Genomic DNA, 19209 nt, shown 5'->3' with positions numbered 1-19209 from the left:
GCCAGGCAGTGTCTGATGGTTCTTGCCCGGGTGGTGGATCTGGCGCTGTTGCGGGCAGGAGCCTGGCATGGTGCGGCGGCATGAACTGGCCAACGCGCAATGGGAGCGCATAGCCCCGCTGTTGCCGGAAGTCTGCGGGCCGGGTGGGCGGTGGGCCGACCACCGCACGGTGGTCAACGGGGTGCTCTACCGGACCCGGACCGGGATTCCCTGGCGTGACCTCCCCGAACGCTACGGTCCCTGGCAGACCGTGTACGAACGCCACCGCCGCTGGTCGGCCGACGCCACCTGGGCAAAGATCCTGCGCGTGCTGCAGGCCGGCGCCGACGCCACCCGGGACATAGACGGCTCGTGGGCGGTCAGTGCCGACTCCACCAGCTGCCGGGCCCACCAGCACGCGGCCGGGGCACGGCGCCGCCCGCCGTTGGACCACCCGCAAAAGGGGGTGGCGTCCGTGAGGAAGCGGAGGGCCGTGCGGCCCTGGGACGCTCCAGAGGCGGACTGACCTGCAAGATCCACCTGCTGGCCGATGACCGCTGCCGGCCCCTGGTCTGGCTGACCTCGCCCGGCCAGCTCGGGGACAGCCCCATGTTCATCCCGCTCAGGCCCTGAAGGTGGCCCGCACCGGACCCGGACGCCCGCGTACCCGCCCGGACCGGGTCCGCGGCGACAAGGCCTACTCCAGCCGCGCCAACCGCAGTTACCTGCGGCGACGGCATATCAAGGCGACGATCGCCGAACCGGACGACCAAAGAGCCAACCGCCGCCGGCGAGGCCGGGCCGGCGGCCGTCCCCCGGCCTTCAACCCAGCGCAGTACCGCCAACGCGACACGGTGGAACGCTGCGTGAACAAATCGAAGCAGCACCGGGCGGTTGCGACCCGTTTCGACAAACGCGACTACATCTTCCACGGCACCCTGGCCACAGCGGCGATCGTGATCCGGCTCCGCGACCTCATCAAAGAGCCATCAGACACTGCCTGGCCGAAACGTCCATGCTCCCTGGGGAGAATCTGGGGAGTATCCATCCCTCTGGGGAGCGCGTGGGGAGGATCGGCTGGTGGACAACTTCATGAGAAGCCGGCCGCGAATCAACTCCGCGGGGAACCGGGAGAGTTGGGCCGGCATGCTGATCCCTCTTCTGTCCGGCGGTCCGTCGCTGGTGGTGCGACCCTGGTTTCCGGCCTCTGGCATGAAGTCAGCGTAGTAACCGAGCGTGATGCCGTCGGCGGTCAGTGCATCCGGGGCGGGAGGTGGAGCGCGGAGAGCGGGCGGGCGGGGGTCGCCGTCAGTTGGTCGGTCACCGTCTGCCAGGCGGACAGCAGCGCCGGGACCTGTTCGCGGCGGGCGGAGTGCCCGGTCTCCACTCGCAGTCGGGGGCCCGTCGCCGAGGGGCGGACCGAGCAGTGGAACCCGCCGGTGTCCGGGGCGAGCCAGGAGCGGAGCAGCCAGCCGGGCGGCGGCTTGGGCGGGCCGAGGTGGTCGAAGACGAACATCGCGGTGCCGTCGTTCCCCGGTGCCGCCGGGGCGGGCAGTGCCCGGGCGCGGTCCAGACGGCCCGGCCGGCGGACCTCCGCGAGGGCGTCCTCGGTGACGCCCCAGTGGCTCATCAGGGCCTGCCAGGCCCGGTAGCCGTTCCCTTCCGCCGGCCGGCTCCGCTCCTCGCCGGCCGGTGTCCGGTCCCCGGCGGCCGCCGCGATGCGGGACAGCAGCCGGTCCGCGCCCGGCGCCAGGGATGGCGCCGCCGACCAGCGCAGTCGCAGCTCCGGCCCGTCCCAGGCACTGGTGACCACGGCCGAGAAGCCGTCGTGCCTCAGCGCCCGGCCGGACCCCGCCGCCCGCCATCCCCCGGGCGGGGTGTCGCCGCCCGTGAGCACGCGGGAGACCGCCCGGAGCAATTCATCGGTGGTCAGATGCGGTGCGATCGCGTGCAGGCGCAGGAGCGGGACGGTGCGGTGGTCCGGGTTCACTGTCGTCAATTCCTCACTGTGGGAACCGCCATGGGCGTCTTTCTCCCCCGCTGGAGCCTGAAGGTCCGGGTCCGGGAGAGCGAGGGGTCTCCGGGCCGCACATGCAGTTCACCGAGTGCGGGCCGCATCACCACGGCCGCGACGGTGCGTTCGCTCCTGATGTCTCCGCGGTCGGGGACACAGATCGGTGCCCGGGACAGCAGGGCGAAGTGCTCCTCCGGGTCCGCTTCGGGCCGCAGCCCGTCCAGACCGGCGGTGCCCGCCTTCAGCCGGCGCAACGAGGAGTTGCGGGCGAAGACATTGATCTCGTCGGACGGCGCGAAGTCGGGGTGGAGGAAGTGGTTGGTGTGCACCGCCTGCCCGGCCTCGGTGATGCGCAGTTCGTCTCCGAGGACCTCGGCCCAGGCGGCCCGTTCGGGGTCACAGAGCATCAGGGTGCGGGAGCTTGCCAGGGGCAAGTCCCGCAGGATCTCCAGGGCCTCGGCGACGCTGCCCGCGCTGTCCAGCAGGTGACGGATCGCCAGGTAGGGCGGCAGACCGGGACGCCACTCTCCGCCCAGCACCAGATTGAGGCCGATGGCGAGACCGTCGCTGTTGATGCCGAGATAGCCGAGCAGACCGGCGAAGGACAGGACGAGCGACCGGCGGCCGGAGCCGGTCCGGGCGATCTCCAGGACGCTGATGTGATCGTCCAGGTCCCCATTGAGGTCGATGGTCTGCGCCAGCACCGGGTGGCCGTTGGCGGCGGCCCCGGTACGCGCATAGGTGGTGCAGTCGCCCATGGTGGGCACCTTGCGGTAGCCCATGATCTCCCGGCGCAGCTGGAGCAGCCAGGCCTCGTCCTCCCCGATCCCCGCTCCGGCGGCCAGGCCGCGGACCTCTTCGGCCAGGTCCGGGGTGGCCGCCACGACCGCCGCCCGGTAGGCGGCGATCGTCGGCAGCAGGGCGTCCATGGAGACCGGCGGCTGCATGACCTTGTTCAGCCGGCAGAGCGAGTCGTCGAGGAAGCCCCTGAGCGGGGTGGCCAGGGCCTCGCCGTGCGCGTGCCCGATGGCGAAGGGATCGCCGCCGGCACGGATGAAGCGGATGTCCCGGCCGGCGGTCATCCGGCCGTGTCCAGCGGCGAGACCTTGGGCTTGGTGGCCAGTTCCCGCTTCACCCGCGGCCATTCCGCACGCAGCACGCTGTAGAAGACGGCGTCACGGCGGCGGCCGCCGGGCATGAAGTTGAAGCTGCGCAGCGTGCCCTCCTCCACGGCGCCGATGTTCCGCAGTCCGCTGCGCGCCTGCTTGTTGAGGATGTCCGTCTTGAATTCGACACGCTCGGCGCCCAGGGTCTCGAAGGCGTGCTCCAGGAGCAGGTATTTCGCCCAGCGGTTGATGCCCTTGCCCTGGAAGTCCAGGCCCAGCCAGGACCAGCCGATTTCCAGGCGCCGGTCGGCCTCGGCCATATTGCCGAAGCTCATGCTGCCGGCGGTGCGGCCGGTGGACTTGTCGGTGATGACGAAGACCGCGCGCCGCCCGGCCTCGTGGTCGGCGAGGGTGGCGTCGAAGAACGCCTCGAAGTCGGCGTCGGTTTCGATCACCGAGACGAAGTAGCGCCAGATCTCCGGCGCCATCGCTATCTCACGGACGCGTTCGCGGTCCCCGGGGGAGACCGGCCGCAGCACCAGGTGCTCGTTCTCCAGGACCGCCGGAGCGTTCTGTGCCCAGCTCATCTCATACCGCCTTGTCGGTGTAACGGGAAAGGGCTGCTGCCACATCGCGCAGGGTGCGCATGCCGGCGAGGTCGTGCTCGGTGAAGTGCCCCAGGTCCACCCCGGTCTCCTCGCACACCGAGGTGAGGAAGAGGACCTTGTTGAGGGAGGTGAGTCCATAGCTCCCGGCCATGTCGAGGTCGGGGTCGAGATCCTCGGGGGCGATCTCGGTGGTGAGCACCGCGGAAAGGTTCTCGCGGACCGCTGTCTCCGTGTCAGGCTGCATGGATGCCTTCCTTGATGTCATGGATCTCCCGCTCGTAGGCGGCGAGGATCTGCTTGCGCTTGGGCTTGAACTGTGAGGTGAGCAGGCCGTTGTCGATGCTGAACGGCTCGCGTGCCACCACGACTCGGCGGATCCGCTCGTCCGGTTCGGCACCGGCGTTGGTATCGGCGAGGCGGGCCGCGATCGCCTCGGTGTCGGCGGGCAGGGCCGCCGGGGAGACCACGGCCACCAGGTCGGTCTGCGCGGGGCAGAACAGGACGCACTCGGCGATCGCCGGGTCGCTCTTCATCTGCTCCTCGATGGGCCGGACGATGACCTTCTTGCCGTTGTCCAGGACGATGACGTCATCGGCCCGGCCGCGGATGAACAGAAAGCCGTCCTCGTCGAGATGGCCGAGGTCGCCGGTGCGTACGGTGCCGTCCGCGCCGAAGACGCGCTCGGAGTCACCGGGTGCGGCGTAGGCGTAGCGACGGTTGACCGGATGGTCGCTCCGGACGCTGATGACGCCGTCCTCGTCGATCAGTACCTGCTTGCCGGCGAGGACCTTGCCGACGCTGCCCGCCCGGCTGGCTCCCGGGTGGTTCTTGGTGACGATGCAGGTCTCGTTGAGCCCGTAGCCCTCGTAGATGGGCAGCCCGGCCTCGTCGAAGAAGCGCAGCATCGCGGCGCGGGCCGGCGCGGAGCCCGTCCACAGATAGCGGATGCGGTCGCCGAACAGGCGGCGGGCGGCCTCCTTGACGGCGTCCTCGGGGCAGGACGCCGCTGTGGCACGGCGGGCCCGGCTCTCGATGTGCCGCTTGGCGGTCTCGAAGAAGGCCGGCACCCCCATGACGACCGTGGGCCGGACCCTGCCCAGGGTGGCGAAGGCGGCCTCATAGGTGCTGATGGTGACGTCATGTCCGTGCCGCAGTGCGGAATAGATCCAGTAGCGCTGCTGGAGGAGGGAGAGCGGCAGGAAGACGAACAGGTCGTCACCGGGGCGGTGCGCGAAGATCTCCTGCACGGCGTGCAGGGAGCTGTCGATGCTGCCGGCGGTCACCGCGAGCCCCTTGGGCGTTCCGGTGCTGCCGGAGGTGAACTTCACCGTGGTGGTGTCCTGCGGTCCGTAGTGGACCACGGGCAGCGGCTCGTCGTCGTGCTGCTCGGAGAGCAGTCGGACTTCGGCGACCGGCACCACGCCGGAGGCCTCGGACGGGCGGTCGCTGAACAGCAGCTTGATGTCATAGCGGGCCAGCAGCTCGGCGTCCGGCCGGAACTTGCCGGGTTCGAAGCCGGCGGTCTCCGCCTTCAGGCGCAGGGCAGCGAGGTCGAGCAGCACCCACTCCAGGCAGTTGGCGGCCAGGATGCCGATCCGGTCCCCCGGCGCGATGCCCATCCGGCGCAGCCCGGATGCCACCCGCCCGGCCCGCTCGTACAGTTCGGCCAGGGTCAGCGTCTCGGTCCCGTCCAGGCGGGCGAAGGAGATCCGCCCATTGTGAGCGGGTGGCGCGGAGACGATGTCGTTGATCACCGACTGGGGCATGGGGCGCTCTCCTTCTCGGCTCGCTCGGCCAGTACTGCGGCGAGGTGGCCGGCCATGGCCCGTACGGTCCCCATCTCGTACATCGCGTCCAGGGGGATGGTGGTGCGGAACTCCTTGCGTACCGAGGTGAGGATGCGGGCTGCGGAGATGGAGTCGCCGCCGAGGTCGCGCAGGTTGTCGTCGAGGCCCACCTCGGTGCCCTTGAGGACCGCCGACCAGATCCCGGCAACCTGGCTCTCGAGCGGGGAGGCGGGCGCGGCGCCGGGCGCGGGGGCCGGGCCGGCGGCGGCCGCCGGGGCGTCCGTCGCCATGGTGGTCAGCCTGGTCCGGTCCACCTTGCCGTTGCGGGTCAGCGGCAGTTCCTCGTGCCAGACCACCGCCGAGGGGGTCATATAGTCGGGCAGGTCACGGCGGAGCGCCTGGCGCAGCTCGGCCTGGCCGGGCCGGGCGTCGCCGGCCGGCACCAGGTGGGCGACCAGCAGGTCGCCCCGGGCGCCGGAGGCCTTGGTGACCACGGCCTGGCGGACCGCGTCATGGGCGACCAGCCGGGTCTCCACCTCGCCCGCCTCGATGCGGTAGCCGTTCACCTTGATCTGGAAGTCGCTGCGGCCCATGATCTGGATCTCGCCGTCGGGCAGATAGCGGCCGAGGTCGCCGGTGCGGTAGAGCCGCTCGCCCCGGTGGGCGTCGTGGAAGAACCGCTCGGCGGTGCGCTGTTCGTCGCCCCAGTACCCCCGGGCCAGGCCGGTGCCGGCGGCGCAGATCTCGCCGGTGACCCAGTCCGGCGCGTCCAGGCCGTCCTGATCCAGGATGTAGGCCCGGTTGTTGGCGTTGGGGCGTCCATAGGGGATGGACTCGCTGCCGTCCTCATGGCGGCCCACCGGGTGCAGAATGTTCCAGATCGTGGTCTCGGTCGGGCCGCCCAGGGAGATGACCTCCAGGTCGTCCTTCAGGCGGCGGAGCGCGGCCGGCAGGGCGGGCGGGATCCGGTCGCCGCTCATCATCACCAGTCGCAGCGCCGGCGGAAGGCCGGTCTCGGCGAGCGCCTGGTCGTGCAGCAGCGAGACGATGGCCGGCACCGAGTTCCAGACCGTGACCCCGGCCGCGGTGCTCAACTCCAGCCAGTGGGCGGGGTCCACGGCCTTGTCCGGGTCCGGCATCACCAGCGCCGCGCCGGCCGAGAGGGCGCCGAAGACGTCCCACACCGACAGGTCGAAGTTGAAGGCGCTGATGGCGAAGAACCGGTCGGCGGGGCCGATGCCGAAGCGGTCCCGGCAGTCGGCGACGACATTGGCCACATTGCGGTGGGTGACCATGACGCCCTTGGGCTCGCCTGTGGTGCCGGAGGTGTAGAGCACATAGGCCAGGTCGTCGGGACCGGCGCCGGGCAGCGCCGCCGGGGCCTCGCCGGGCAGCGCGTCCGGCTCGCCCGGTGCGTCCAGGGTGAGGACGTTCCGGTCCCCGTGGTCCTCGGGCCGGGCGGTGTCGGTGAGTACGCACCGGACGCGGCCGTCCCGCAGCATGTACTGCCGGCGCTCGGCGGGCAGGCCGGCGTCAATGGGCAGGTAGGCCGCGCCCGCCAGCACCGTGGCGAGGATTCCGGTGATCTGCTCCGGGCCCCGGGACATCACCAGCCCCACCAGCCCGGGCGGCAGCGGGCCGGCCGACGAAGCCCGGCGAGGTACGCCGAGCACCCTCTCGCCGACTCCAAGCGCTGCCGCAGCCGCACCGGGTACGAGCCGTACTGCCGCCGGACAGGGCTCAGTCGAGGGACGTCATCGGCGCCGCCGTATCCGGCATCCCGGCTGGTTCCGGTACGGCTGCCGCAACCTGCGCACGCCGCGTGCCGCGCATGCGCGAGACGGCCACGCCCCCCAGACACAGCGCCCCGCCGAAGAGCGTCAGCAGCCCGGGAACCTCACCCAGCGTGGCCCATGAGATGAGCACAACCAGCGCCGGAACGGCGTAAGTCGTGGCCCCCATCTTCCCCGCGGTCGTCCGGGCCAGTGCGTACGCCCAGGTGCTGAATGCGATGGCGGTCGGGAAGACGCCCAGGTAGAGCATGTTCAGGGTGGCTGAGACCGGCGCCTTGGACACCTGGGACACCAACTGCCCCGAGAACGGCAGGCACATGACGGTACCCACCATGCAACCAAAGGTCGTCACCTGCAGCGGCGAGGCATGTCTCAGCGCGGGCTTCTGGCTGACCACTCCCCCGCCATAGGCCACGGCGGCCAGCAGGCACAGGAGCACGCCGCCGAGCGAGGAACCGCCGCCGTCGGACTGTGAGATGCCCACGACGACCGCCCCCGCGAACGACACCGCCATCCCCGCGAGCAGCATGGGCGGGAAGCCCTCCTTGAGCAGCCAGCCGCCGAGGAGCGCGATCACCATGGGGCCCACATTGACGACCATGGCCGCGGTGCCCGCGTCCACCCCGTGCTCACCCCAGTTGAGCACGACCATATAGACGCCGAACCACAGGATTCCTGAGCCCAGGATGCCGGGCCATGCCGCACGGGGCGGGAGACCGCCACGCCGTATTAAAAGGATGAGGCCCAGGGCGACCGAGCCCGCCAGCAGCCGCCCCAGCGCCAGCGCTCCGGGGCCGAACCAGTCCGCCGAACCACGAATGGAAACAAAGGCCGATGCCCACAACACCACGGTGACGGAGGCCGCGAGGAGAGCCTTCCTGTCGATCCCGCCTGTTGATCTCGATTGATCCATGCGCACAACGTACCGAGTTGGCTGGTACAGGCATACACGCTCGGCCAACTATTCGGAACTTGTGACTCCGCGCCTCAAGGGTGTCCGCCCACAAGCCGCAGCGGTCGTTGAACACAGGGAGGTCCCAGTGCGTATGACCGGCTGTACAACCGGCCGGAACCCCAAGGAGGATTTATGTCCGTTTCACCGGCCTCGGGAGAACGGGAAGGCGCCACCCGGCGGACCATGGTGTTGTCAACGGGCGCGGCTTCGCTGGCCGCTCTGCTGGCAGCATGCGGCGACTCCGGCGGCGGCCAGGAGAGCAAGGGAAGCGCGAGCGCCACCACCGCCGGACCGCGGCCGTCGGCGACCGGAGGGACAGCGTCCACCGCGGCTCCCACCGACAGGGCGCCGGCCAGTGAGGCACCCTCGGGGGCGGACGCGGTCCCCGCGGCGCAGATCCCGGTGGGCAGTGGAAAGGTCTTCGCCGACCGCAAGGTGGTGGTGACCCAGCCGTCCCAAGGCGAGTTCAAGGCCTTCTCGGCGGTCTGCACCCATGAGGGATGCGTGGTGGGGTCGGTGACCGGCGGGGTGATCAAGTGCCCTTGCCACGGCAGTGAGTTCGACATCAAGGACGGCAGTGTGCGACAGGGCCCGGCCCGGAAGCCGCTGCCCCCGCACAATGTCTCCCAGCGCGGGGACTCGCTGCTGCTGGAATGAGCGGCCGATAAGCCGCAGCATCCGTCTTGCGCCATTCCGGCCCCGGGGCTGACGCTTTCTGACGTGACGTCAGACATGGTGAAGAGTCAGCGGCGCGGCCGCCGGCTGATGATGTCCGGGCCGGAGCTGGACGCCTTCCTCACCGCGCAGCGCGTCTGCCGGCTGGCCACCACCGGCCCGGATGGCCGGCCGCATATCAGCCCGCTGTGGTTCCTGTGGCACGACGGGTCCTTGTGGCTCTATTCACTGACCCGTAGCCGGCGCTGGGCCGATCTGCGGCAGGACGCCCGGGCGGCGGCGGTGGTGGACGACGGAGTGGCGTACGGAGAGCTCCGGGGCGCGGAACTGTCGGGAACGGTCGGCACGGTCGGCGAGGTACCACGCACCGGTGCCTGCCATGACCGACTCACCTTTGTGGAGCGGCTGTTCGCGGAAAAGTACTTCGGGACTTCCGCGCTGCCGCATGACGGGCGGCACGCCTGGCTTCGGCTGCGCCCGGAGTCGGTGGTCTCCTGGGATTTCCGCAAGGCGGCGCACCCCGACGGCAGCACCGGTGCGCCGGGCGGACCCTAGGGTCTGTCCGGCGGATCATGTGACCGCTCTGCGTTCGGGACGTTAGGTCTTGTGTGGGGCGGGGTGATCTGACGAATGACGAGTGGGCCCGGCTGGAGCGGCATCTGCCCAAGTCCGGGCAGCGGGGCGGCCGGTGGGCCAGTCATCGCAGGGTGATCAACGGGATTCTCTTCCGTGAGCGGACTGGTGTCCCGTGGCGGGACCTGCCGGAGCGTTTCGGGTCGTGGAAGACCGTCTACGAGCGGCACCGTCGCTGGTCGGCGGACGGCACGTGGGACCGGATCCTGCGGGCTGTCCAGGCCGAGGCCGACGCGGACGGCCGGATCGACTGGAGCATGGTGAGCGTGGACTCGACCTCGTGCCGCGCTCACCAGCATGCCGCCGGGGCCCACAAGAAGGCACCTCGTGTCCCGAAAAAAGATCAACGCCCCGGCAGCACAGGCCCGATGAGGGACTCGGACGGTCCCGGGGCGGGCTGACCTGCAAGATTCACCTCGCCGCCGAAGGCGGGCGCCGACCACTGGCCCTGCTGGTCACGCCGGGCCAGTGGGGCGACTCACCACAGCTGATCCCCGTCCTGGAACGCATCCGCGTCCCGCGCCCGGTCGGCGGGCATCCGCGCACCCGCCCGGACCATCTGGGCGGAGACAAGGCCTACAGCTCCCGCCGCAACCGCCGCTACCTGCGCAGGCGGCAGATCAAGCACACCATCCCCGAGCCGAAGGACCAGCGGGCCAACCGCAAACGCCGTGGCAGCAAGGGCGGCAGGCCCGCCGGCTTCGACAAGGAGATGTACAAGCGCCGCAACGAGGTCGAGCGGACCATCAACCGGCTAAAGCACTTCCGGGCCGTGGCTACACGCTATGACAAACGGGCCTACGTCTTCCACGGAACCGTCACCGTCGCCGCGATCCGGCTCTGGCTCCGAACATGATCCGCCGGACAGAACCTAGCCCGCCACCGCACCGCCCGCCCGGCGCAGCGCCTCGACCACCGCCCTCACCGAGGGCCTGCGGTCGGCGTCCTGGCGCCAGATCGCATAGACATGGCGGCACATGGCGTCCTGGACCGGTACCACCCGTACCCCCTCGGGCAGCGGACCCCGGCCCAGGCGGGGCGCCACGGCCACACCGAGGCCGGCCGCGACCAGGGCGAGCTGGGTGTGGTGTTCATCGGCCATATGCGCGATACGGGGCTCAACTCCCTTGGCCCGCAAGGTGGACACCAGCCAGTCGTGGCAGAAGGCACCCCGCGGCCAGGAGACCCAGTCGTCCTCGGCGAAGTCCTCCAGCGCGACCTCCGCCCTGTCCTGCAGCCGGTGCCCGGCGGGCACGGCGACATCGGCCGGGTCGTCCAGCAGCCGGACCCGGCAGAGCCCGTCCGCCAGCGGCATCGGCTTGTTGCTCCAGTCCAGGACCACCGCCACATCGAGGTCACCGCGCAGCACCCGGACCACCGCGTCATCGGGGTCCAACTCCTCCAGGCGGGAACGCAGTTGGGGGTGTGTCCGGCGCAGCCCGGCCAGTGCCTCGGGCAGCATGCCCCGGGCGGCGGTGGGGAAGGCACTGATCAGCACCTCACCGACGGCCTGGCCGCGCTGTGCCTCCAGGTCGGCCTGGGCCAGTTCGACCTGGGAGAGGATGCGCGAGGCATGATCGGCGAGCAGCCGCCCGGCGTCGGTCAGCCGCACCCCGCGCCCCTGCTTGGCCAGCAGTTGCTGGCCGGTCTCCCGCTCCAGCTTGGCCAGCTGCTGGGAGACCGCCGAGGTCGTCACATGCAGCCCGTCCGCGGCGGCACTGACCGAGCCATGACGGGCGACCGCACTGAGGGTCCTCAGGCGCTCCAAGTTCAACATGTAAGCGATGCTACGCGATCCTCCATAGATTTATTTGCTTGCCCTAATGAGTGGGCACCCGGCATGGTGGATGACCATGAGCACCACTGCGTCCCGGCCCTCAGCGCCGCCCTCCCCCACCCTTCGTTCCCAGCCCGAGGCCCGGCCTTCCGACCGGCGGCGCCGCGCGGTGGACTGGCGGCTGCGCTTTGCCGCGCTGGCCCTTATCTGGGGGTTCAGCTTCCTCTTTATGAAGCTGGGCACGGATGGTTATGCACCGGCCTATGTCTCCTTCGGCCGGATGCTCTTCGGCACCCTGGTGCTGCTCACCACGCTGGCCGCCAAGCGCGGCCGGCTGCCGCGCAGCCCGCGCACCTGGGCCCATCTGGCGGTTGCCGCCTTCCTGCTCAACGCGCTCCCCTTCACCCTCTTCGCCTATGCCGAGCTGACCATCTCCTCCACCCTGGCCGGTATCTGCAATGCCACCACCCCGCTGTGGGGGATGGTGCTCTCCCTGGTGGCGCTCTCCGAGGACCGGCCGACCCGGCGCCGCCTGGCCGGGCTGGGGCTCGGCTTTCTGGGGGTGCTCACCGTGCTGGGCGCCTGGCAGGGCTTCTCCGGTCAGGACCCGGCCGGCACCCTGATGGCGCTGGCCGCCTCCGCCAGCTATGCGGTCGGCTGGATCTATGTGCGGCGCACCCTGTCCGGCACCGGTGACTCCCATCTGTCGCTCACCAGCACCCAGTTGCTCCTGGGCACCCTCCAACTGGCCGTCGCCGCCCCGCTGTCGAGCCCGCTGCCCACCTCCTTCCACGCCGTGCCGGTGCTGGCCGTGCTCGCCCTGGGGGCGCTGGGCACCGGATTCGCCATGCTGGTCCAGTACGGTCTGGTGGCCGAAGTGGGCCCGACCACGGCCACCTTGACCACCTACTTCATCCCGGTGATCGCCACCGCGGCCGGTGCCGTCCTGCTGGGGGAGCGGCTGGCCTGGAACACCCCGGTGGGCGCGGTGATCGTGCTGGCCGGGGCGGCCCTCACCCAGAGCCGGCCCCGGGCCAAGGCCGGTCAGGCATAACGCCCGGCCTGCAGTGGCGCGGTGGCAGCCGCCACCGCGTCCGCCAGGGCCGGTATCTCCTCCATGGCCAGCGCGGAGACGGTCAGCCGGATCCCGGGCGGGGCGGCCAGGCGGAAGCGGGCGCCCGGGGCCACCGCCCAGCCCGAGCGCAGCAGCCCGGCCACCACTCCGGTCTCGTCCGCCACCGGCAGCCATACATTCATTCCGCTGCGCCCCCGGGCGGTGAGCCCCCGCTCCGCCAGCTCGCGGATCAGCGCCTGGCGGCGGCGGTTGTAGGAGGCGGCGACCTCGCCGTAATCCACCGTGCCGGTGCGCCAGAGGTGCAGCACGGCGTCCTGCAGCAGATGGCTGACCCAGCCGGGCCCCAGCCGCAGCCGGCCGCGGACCCGGTCCACCGTCAGCGCGTCACCGGTGAACAGGGCGAGGCGCAGATCCGGGCCGAAGACCTTGGCGAAGGAGCGCACCAGCATCCAGTGATCGGTGGCGCCGGCGAGCGGGTGCAGCGGGAAACCGACGATGCCATGGCCGTGATCGTCCTCGATCAGCAGCGTTCGCCGGTGCCGGGAGAGCACCGTGCGCAGCTCGCGGGCGCGCTGCTCGCCGATGGCCGCGCCGGTGGGGTTCTGCGCCCGGTCGGTGACCACCAGGGCCCTGGCCCCCTGGCCGAGCACCCGGTCGGTGACCTCGGGCAGCGGGCCGTCGTCGTCCACCGGGACGGGCACGGCGCGCAGCCCCAGCGCGGAGACGAGGTCCAGCAGGCTGCCCCAGCCCGGATCCTCCACGGCGACCGGGTCCCCCGGCCGCAGATGGGCGAAGAGGGCCCGCTCCATGGCGTCCAGCGCACCGGAGGCGGCCGCCACCGGCCCGTCCGGCACCCCGTCGGCCGCGAAGGCGGCCCGGGCCATCCGCTCCAGCTCACTGTCGATGGCGGGCGCGCCATAGAGCACGGGCCGTCCCGCCTGCTCGGCGACGGCGGCGGCCAGGGCCTGCTCCAGCGGGGGCAGCAACGCGGGATCGGGGTTGCCGCTGGCGGCGTCCCGCACCCCCTCGGGCACCTGCACGGCGATCGACTCACGCGGGGTGCTGGCCGGACGGCTGCGCACCCTGCTGCCCCGGCGGCCCGCCGTCTCGATCACTCCGCGGTCGCGCAGAGTGCGGTAGGCGGCCGCGACGGTGTTGGGGTTGACGCCCAGCTCCACCGCCAACTCCCGCATGGGCGGCAGCAGTTCACCCGGGGCCAGCCTGCCCGCGCCCACCGCGCGTTCCACGCTCGCCGAGATCTCTGCTGCGCGACGACCTTCGATCCGATATCCTCCTGACACAAAACCAAGTATGCACTAGTGCAATGGAGGGTGCAATGTCTTTGCCGACGGACCAGGCCGGCCGGGCCGGCGGGGCGGGCCAGGGGTCCTATGCGCGGACCGAGCGCACCACCGCCACCCGCTACCGCGACCGCACCTCCTACGACCGTGAGCTGGTCCACTCCATCCTCGACGACGGCTACCTCTGCCACCTCGGCTTCGTCCGGGACGGCGCCCCGGTGGTGCTGCCCACCCTCTACGGCCGGCTCGGCGAGCGGCTGTACGTCCACGGCTCCACCGGCTCCCGCCCGCTGCACGCCGCCGCCCGCGCCGAGGATCCCGGAATGCCGGTCTGCCTGACCGTCACCCATGTCGATGCGCTGGTGCTCGCCCGCTCCGCCTTCAACCACACCCTCAACTACCGCTCGGTGGTGGTGCATGGCACGGCCCGTACGGTCACCGACCCCCAGGAGCTGACCGAGGCTCTGGACGCCCTGGTGGACCAGGTGGTGCCCGGCCGCTCCGCGGACTCCCGCCGGCCGACCGCCAAGGAGCTGGCCGCCACCGCCGTGCTCCGCCTTGATCTGGCCGAGGTCTCGGCCAAGGTCCGCGACGCCGGCCCGGAGGACGACCCGGACGACCTCGCCCTGCCTTACTGGACCGGCGTCATACCGGTGCACCCCCACTACGGCGCCCCGGTTCCGGCCGAGTCCCTCCGGCCGGGCATCCCGGTCCCGTCCTATCTCAACGACCTGGTGGCGGCGGGGAGTCCGGAGCGTCCAGGCGCATAAAGAGGGCGTCGGCGTCCACTCCCGCCCAGCGCAGCACATCCGCCGCCCGGCAGCGGTGGTCACGCACCAGCGCGGCCAGCAGGTCAAGCCCCTCCACCCGCTCGCCCCGGCGCTCGCCCGACCGCAGCCGGGCCCGTGCCATGGCCGTCGCGGCGGCGGGGGACCAGCCGGCACGCCGGGCCGGCACGGCCGGGGAGTCCTCCACCGAGCCCCGCCAGCGCAGCCCGTAGCCGATGGAGCGCTGCACCAGATAGCCCAGCAGCCGGGCGAGCTGCCCCTCGCCGCCGGGGATGGCCGCCCGTACCGCCGGGTCGGCTTCCAGCAGGCTGTGCAGCAGATGGGCGGTGTCGATCTGCCGGTCGCCATCGCGCAGCGCACGTCTGCGGGCACCGGCGAGCACCGAGGACAGCTCCGCGCTGAGCGGTCTCTCGTAAGCGGCGTCCACCTGCCCGGTGTCGGATGTACTGCTCTGCACCCTCCCACCCCATCAGCCACCGCCCCTCACCCGCATCCCCGGCGGGGACCATTCGCCTGTACCGCGCGAGTCGGGCATGAGACCCAAGCAGTCATCCTTGAGAAGGAGCCACCCCCAACACCGGCATCAGGGACGCCGGGCGCGCGGGCGCCGCCAAACAGGCGGCGGCGTCCGCGCGTTGAGCCCAGGCGCCTGAGGGGGGTGCCCCTCAGCCCTCCTCGGCGAGGATCAGATACAGCTTCTTGCGCGACTCATTGACCACCGCGAGCGCCTTCTCCCGCTGCTCGGGGCTGCCGGTCCGCCAGACCTGGCTGAAGGCCTCCATCAGCCCGACGCCCGCCTGCCGGATCTCCTGCATGGTCTCCCAGTCGCCCGCGCGACCGGCTTCCTGCCAGGGGGCCTTGGGCCCGGCGGCGGCCTCGGCCCGGCCCTCCTCGGTCAGCGTGAACAGCTTCTTGCCGCCCTCACTGGCGCTGGTGATCAGGCCCTCGTCCTCCAGCAGCTGGAGGGTGGGGTAGACCGAGCCGGGGCTGGGCCGCCAGGTGCCGCCGCTGCGGTCGGCGATCTCGCGGATCATCTCGTAGCCGTGCATCGGACCGTCGGCCAGCAGGGCCAGGATCGAGGCGCGCACATCGCCGCGCCGCGCCCGGCCGCCCGGGCCGCCGCGCCCGCCGCGCCCGAAGGGGGGACCGAACGGGCCGAACGCCCGCCGTCCGCCGCGCTCGCCCCAGCCCGGCCGGTCGGACCGGTGGTGCTCATACCCATGGGAGTGCATAGTCACTACCTCCATCGTCGATCCATCACGATGGTTCGACGATATATCGGAACCGATCGGCTGGCAAGAGGGTTCCCCACGCAATTCGTGTCCACCCTCCGGCGATTGGCACCTGCCGCCGAGGGCTCCCGTTGCTTAGCGTGCAGGCATGCGTATCCGAATCGTCGATGCCTTCACCGACCGCCCCTTCGCCGGCAACCCGGCCGGAGTCGTACTCCTGGACGACGGGCCCTTCCCCGAGGACGACCGGCTGCGGAAGATCGCCGCCGAGGTCAATCTCTCCGAGACCGCCTTCGCCCACCCGCTGCCGGACTCCTCCGGGGCCGACTGGGCACTGCGCTGGTTCACCCCGGCCATCGAGGTGGACATGTGCGGTCACGCCACCCTGGCCACCGCCCATGTGCTGCACCGCACCGGCCGGACCGCCGGCACCGTCCGCTTCGCCGCCCGCTGCGGCGTACTGGCCGCCACCGCCCGCCCGGACGGCCCCATCACCCTGGACTTCCCCACCTCATCGCTCACCCCGGCCGAGGCCGGCGAGGATGTGGCCGGGGCTCTGGGCGCCCGTCCGCTGACCGTCCACCACACCAGCGAACACGTCGGTGATCTGCTGGTGGAGCTGGCCGACGAGCAGACGGTGCGCGGGCTGGCGCCGGATCTGCGGGCTCTCGCCCGGCAGTCGCGCCGCGGCGTCATCGCCACCGCCGAGGCCGCGGACCCGTCCCGCGGCTATGACTATGTCTCGCGGTGCTTCTTTCCCAACGCCGGCATCGACGAGGACCCGGTGACCGGCAGCGCCCACACCGCGCTGGCCCCCTTCTGGTCCGCCCGCCTCGGCCGGACCGAGCTGACGGGGTTTCAGGCATCGGCGCGCGGCGGCCTGGTACGTACCGAAGTGCGCGGTGAGCGCACCCTGCTGACCGGCTCCGCGGTCACGGTGATCGAGGGCGAGCTGCTGGTCTGAGGAGGCCCGGGTCAGCCCGTAGGGGCGCGGGTCAGGCCGTGGGCAGCCAGCCCACCTTGCCGGCCAGCAGCGCGTAGCCGATGAAGGCCACCGTGTCGATCAGCGCATGCGCGGCGACCAGCGGCCCGACCCGCCCCCACCGCCGGTAGAGCAGGACGAAGACCACGCCCATCGCCATATTGCCGAGCAGGCCGCCGATGCCCTGGTAGAGGTGGTACGAACCGCGCAGCACCGCGCTGGCCCCCAGCGCGGCCGCCGGGGACCAGCCCAACTGCCCCAGTCTGCGCAGCAGATAGCCGACCACCACCACTTCTTCCAGCACCGCGTTCTGCACCGCGGAGGCGATCAGCACCGGGAACTTCCACCACACCGGCGGCAGCGACTCGGGCACCACCGTCAGATTGAATCCGGCGGCCCGCACCCCGAGATAGAACAGCAGCCCGGTGCCGCCGATGACGGCCGCCAGCGCGACGCCCCGGCCCAGGTCGAAGCCGGGCCGCCGGCGGTCGAAGCCGATGGCCCGCAGGCCCGAGCCCTCGCGCAGCAGCAGATGGGCCACCAGGAAGACCGGGACCAGTGCGGTGGCGATGCCGAACAGCTGCCAGGCCAGGTCGAGCCAGGGCCGGCCGGGGGCGTGCGAGGCATTGAGATGAGCCGCCTGATGCTTCAGCCCGCCGGGCTTGGTGACCGATCCCACAAAGCTGATCAGAGCGGAGACGGCACTGGCCCCCAGGGACAGGGCCAGCACCAGCAGGGCCTCGCTGCCCAGCGTCCGCCGCGACAGCCCGGTACCGACGGGCGGCAGGGCCTGGGATCCGGACCGGGAGTCGGTGTCGCTTCGCACCGGACCAGCTTGCCGCACCACCGGGGACGGGTACGACAGCGGGGTGGGCGGCGTCAGTCGGTGATCCCCAGCGGCCAGGTGTGTACGGGCTCTCCGGTGCGCATCAGCTCGCAGTAGCGGCGCGTGGTGGCGGCCAGTGCGCCGCCCCGGTCCAGCCCCCGCGCCCGCGCCCGGTGATAGGTGGCGGCCTGCCAGGACGCCCCATTGACGCCTCGTCGGCAGCGGCCCTCGATGACGCCCAGATAGCGGTCGCGGTCGGCCGGCTCCACACCCCAGGCGTCCAGCCCGGCGGCCGCCAGCGGCAGCAGCTCCTCGCAGACCAGGCGGACGGCCGGCACCGGAACCGGCGTTCCATTGCGCCCGGCCTTGGGCCAGTGCAGCACCGCGTCGATGCCATGGCGGCAGGCCAGGTCGAAGTTGTGCGCGGCGAGGGCGAACGGCAGCCGGGTCCACACCGGCCGCGGCTCCTCGGCCAGCGCCCTGACCAGGCCGTAGTAGAAGGCGGTATTGGCCATCACATCGGTCACCGTGGGCCCGGCGGGCAGCACCCGGTTCTCCACCCGCAAGTGGGGCACCCCGTCGGCGATCCCGTACACCGGCCGGTTCCAGCGGTAGACCGTGCCATTGTGCAGGGTGAGTTCCTCCAGCGAGGGCACCCCGCCGTCGTCCAGCACCCGCAGCGGGTCCTCGTCCCCGGAGATGGGCAGCAGCGGCGGGAAGTAGCGCAGATTCTCCTCGAACAGCTCATACGCCGAATCGATCCAGCGCTCCCCGAACCAGGTACGCGGCCGTACGCCCTGCGCCTGGAGTTCGGGCGGGCGGGTGTCGGTGGACTGGACGAACAACGGCGGACGGGACTCCCGCCACAGCTCCCGGCCGAACAGGAAGGGGGAGTTGGCGCCCACCGCGATCTGCGCGGCCGCCACGGCCTGTGCCGCGTTCCACACCGCGGCGAACCGGCCCGGGGTCACCTGAAGATGCAACTGCACCGAAGTGCAGGCGGCTTCGGGGCAGATGGAACCGGCGGTGAACCGCAGCCGCTCCACTCCCGCGATGTCGATGACGAAGTCCTCGCCACGCGCGGCCACCACCTGTTCGTTGAGCAGCATGTAGCGGTCGGCGGCGGAGAAGTTCGCGGGGACCAGGTGCTCCTGGGTGATCGTGGGCAGAATACCGATCATGACAATTCCGGAACCGACTTCGCGGGCCTTTCGGTCGGCGTAGGCGAGACCGGTGCGCAACTCTTCGGCGAGCTGATCCAGAACGCGGCCGGACAACCGGTGCGGAACAATGTTCACTTCAAGGTTGAACTGGCCGAGCTCGGTCTGGAAATCGTGACTCGCAATACGCTCCAGCACCTCGGCATTCATCATGCTCGGCATGCCGTCGAAGCCCGCGAGATTCAGCTCGATCTCCAATCCCACCAGATTGCGGGGCCGGTCGAAACGCTTCTCCTCCAGCAGCCGCGCCAGCGCCTGGAGACACTGCCGGAGCTTGTCCCGGTGGAGGTGCCGGTCGGCCAGGTCGAACCCCTCGGCCGCGACCTTCTCACCCATGGAAGCGTCCTTCCTCAAGCGGGCCGCCCGCGGCGCCGTCCGCTCTCGTCACGGTCGATGATGCCCAGGCGGGGCGATCGAAACGCCTCACGCCCCGCGCATTGCCGCTAGGCTCTTACCCG

Annotated in this window: 19 protein-coding genes and 1 pseudogene; 7 read left to right on the top strand and 13 right to left on the bottom strand. The window is 71.4% G+C overall.

Annotation, left to right across the window (positions count from 1 at the left end; translation table 11 throughout):
• Positions 1 to 67 precede the first annotated feature (67 nt).
• A pseudogene (locus CV755_RS00255) lies at positions 68 to 950 on the top strand (IS5 family transposase); the annotation flags it as partial.
• Between the two features lie 281 nt (positions 951 to 1231).
• Here CV755_RS00255 and CV755_RS34890 read toward each other — a convergent pair.
• From CV755_RS34890 to CV755_RS00225, 7 genes are all read right to left on the bottom strand, one after another.
• Positions 1232 to 1978 carry a hypothetical protein gene (locus tag CV755_RS34890; RefSeq protein WP_162605212.1) on the bottom strand — a complete coding sequence of 249 codons (747 nt, stop codon included), beginning with the start codon at positions 1976 to 1978 and terminating at the stop codon, positions 1232 to 1234.
• Positions 1975 to 3075: a C45 family autoproteolytic acyltransferase/hydrolase gene (locus CV755_RS00250; RefSeq protein ID WP_109278048.1), complete on the bottom strand. Its 1101-nt coding sequence runs from the start codon at positions 3073 to 3075 to the stop codon at positions 1975 to 1977. The genes CV755_RS34890 and CV755_RS00250 overlap by 4 nt, the downstream gene beginning before the upstream one ends.
• Positions 3072 to 3686 carry a GNAT family N-acetyltransferase gene (locus CV755_RS00245; protein ID WP_109278047.1) on the bottom strand — a complete coding sequence of 205 codons (615 nt, stop codon included), beginning with the start codon at positions 3684 to 3686 and terminating at the stop codon, positions 3072 to 3074. The genes CV755_RS00250 and CV755_RS00245 overlap by 4 nt, the downstream gene beginning before the upstream one ends.
• 1 nt (position 3687) lies before the next feature.
• Complete coding sequence (locus CV755_RS00240; protein WP_109278046.1) at positions 3688 to 3951, bottom strand: acyl carrier protein; 264 nt, start codon at positions 3949 to 3951, stop codon at positions 3688 to 3690.
• Positions 3941 to 5473, bottom strand: coding sequence for an AMP-binding protein (locus CV755_RS00235; protein WP_109278045.1), 1533 nt, complete (start codon positions 5471 to 5473; stop codon positions 3941 to 3943). The genes CV755_RS00240 and CV755_RS00235 overlap by 11 nt, the downstream gene beginning before the upstream one ends.
• Positions 5458 to 7167, bottom strand: a complete 1710-nt coding sequence (locus tag CV755_RS00230; RefSeq protein ID WP_241560876.1) for a non-ribosomal peptide synthetase — start codon at positions 7165 to 7167, stop codon at positions 5458 to 5460. The genes CV755_RS00235 and CV755_RS00230 overlap by 16 nt, the downstream gene beginning before the upstream one ends.
• Positions 7168 to 7234: 67 nt before the next feature.
• Positions 7235 to 8200, bottom strand: a complete 966-nt coding sequence (locus CV755_RS00225) for a DMT family transporter (protein WP_109278044.1) — start codon at positions 8198 to 8200, stop codon at positions 7235 to 7237.
• Positions 8201 to 8374: 174 nt separating this feature from the next.
• Between CV755_RS00225 and CV755_RS00220 the strand changes: the two genes are divergently transcribed.
• From CV755_RS00220 to CV755_RS00210, 3 genes are all read left to right on the top strand, one after another.
• Positions 8375 to 8899, top strand: a complete 525-nt coding sequence (locus tag CV755_RS00220) for a Rieske (2Fe-2S) protein (protein ID WP_109278043.1) — start codon at positions 8375 to 8377, stop codon at positions 8897 to 8899.
• A gap of 75 nt (positions 8900 to 8974) precedes the next feature.
• Complete coding sequence (locus tag CV755_RS00215; RefSeq protein ID WP_109278042.1) at positions 8975 to 9472, top strand: pyridoxamine 5'-phosphate oxidase family protein; 498 nt, start codon at positions 8975 to 8977, stop codon at positions 9470 to 9472.
• Between the two features lie 53 nt (positions 9473 to 9525).
• Positions 9526 to 10406 (top strand): IS5 family transposase gene (locus CV755_RS00210; protein WP_109278041.1). Its coding sequence is split into 2 segments (ribosomal slippage): positions 9526 to 9886 and positions 9886 to 10406, totalling 882 coding nucleotides; the frame shifts between segments, so codons are not numbered across the junction.
• 15 nt (positions 10407 to 10421) lie between these two features.
• Here CV755_RS00210 and CV755_RS00205 read toward each other — a convergent pair.
• Positions 10422 to 11327 (bottom strand): LysR family transcriptional regulator, encoded by a 906-nt coding sequence (locus tag CV755_RS00205; protein WP_109278040.1) that lies wholly within the window; start codon positions 11325 to 11327, stop codon positions 10422 to 10424.
• 76 nt (positions 11328 to 11403) lie between these two features.
• Between CV755_RS00205 and CV755_RS00200 the strand changes: the two genes are divergently transcribed.
• A complete protein-coding gene (locus CV755_RS00200) occupies positions 11404 to 12381 on the top strand; it encodes a DMT family transporter (protein WP_109278155.1) in 978 nt (325 codons plus the stop codon).
• Here CV755_RS00200 and CV755_RS00195 read toward each other — a convergent pair.
• The gene (locus CV755_RS00195) at positions 12372 to 13703 is read right to left on the bottom strand and encodes an aminotransferase class I/II-fold pyridoxal phosphate-dependent enzyme (protein WP_109278039.1); all 1332 of its coding nucleotides are present in this window, start codon (positions 13701 to 13703) and stop codon (positions 12372 to 12374) included. The two genes, CV755_RS00200 and CV755_RS00195, sit on opposite strands and share 10 nt — an antisense overlap.
• A 35-nt stretch (positions 13704 to 13738) precedes the next feature.
• Here CV755_RS00195 and CV755_RS00190 point away from each other — a divergent pair, with 35 nt between their 5' ends.
• Positions 13739 to 14473, top strand: a complete 735-nt coding sequence (locus CV755_RS00190; RefSeq protein ID WP_109278038.1) for a pyridoxamine 5'-phosphate oxidase family protein — start codon at positions 13739 to 13741, stop codon at positions 14471 to 14473.
• Here the strand turns inward: CV755_RS00190 and CV755_RS00185 are convergent.
• On the bottom strand, positions 14427 to 14948 hold the full coding sequence (locus tag CV755_RS00185; RefSeq protein WP_109278037.1) for a Clp protease N-terminal domain-containing protein: 522 nt from the start codon (positions 14946 to 14948) through the stop codon (positions 14427 to 14429). The two genes, CV755_RS00190 and CV755_RS00185, sit on opposite strands and share 47 nt — an antisense overlap.
• A 208-nt stretch (positions 14949 to 15156) precedes the next feature.
• The gene (locus tag CV755_RS00180; RefSeq protein WP_109278036.1) at positions 15157 to 15738 is read right to left on the bottom strand and encodes a PadR family transcriptional regulator; all 582 of its coding nucleotides are present in this window, start codon (positions 15736 to 15738) and stop codon (positions 15157 to 15159) included.
• A gap of 133 nt (positions 15739 to 15871) precedes the next feature.
• On the opposite strand from CV755_RS00180, the gene CV755_RS00175 reads away from it, so the two are divergent.
• Positions 15872 to 16687 carry a PhzF family phenazine biosynthesis protein gene (locus CV755_RS00175; protein WP_109278035.1) on the top strand — a complete coding sequence of 272 codons (816 nt, stop codon included), beginning with the start codon at positions 15872 to 15874 and terminating at the stop codon, positions 16685 to 16687.
• Positions 16688 to 16718: 31 nt separating this feature from the next.
• Here the strand turns inward: CV755_RS00175 and CV755_RS00170 are convergent, their stop codons facing one another.
• Positions 16719 to 17552 (bottom strand): CPBP family intramembrane glutamic endopeptidase, encoded by an 834-nt coding sequence (locus tag CV755_RS00170; RefSeq protein ID WP_422070492.1) that lies wholly within the window; start codon positions 17550 to 17552, stop codon positions 16719 to 16721.
• 32 nt (positions 17553 to 17584) lie between these two features.
• On the bottom strand, positions 17585 to 19087 hold the full coding sequence (locus CV755_RS00165) for a glutamate-cysteine ligase family protein (RefSeq protein ID WP_109278034.1): 1503 nt from the start codon (positions 19085 to 19087) through the stop codon (positions 17585 to 17587).
• Positions 19088 to 19209: the final 122 nt, after the last annotated feature.

The organism is Streptomyces orinoci, from assembly GCF_003121295.1.
GTDB classification, from domain to species: Bacteria; Actinomycetota; Actinomycetes; order Streptomycetales; family Streptomycetaceae; genus Streptomyces; species Streptomyces orinoci.
This window is presented reverse-complemented; position numbering and strand designations above follow the sequence as displayed.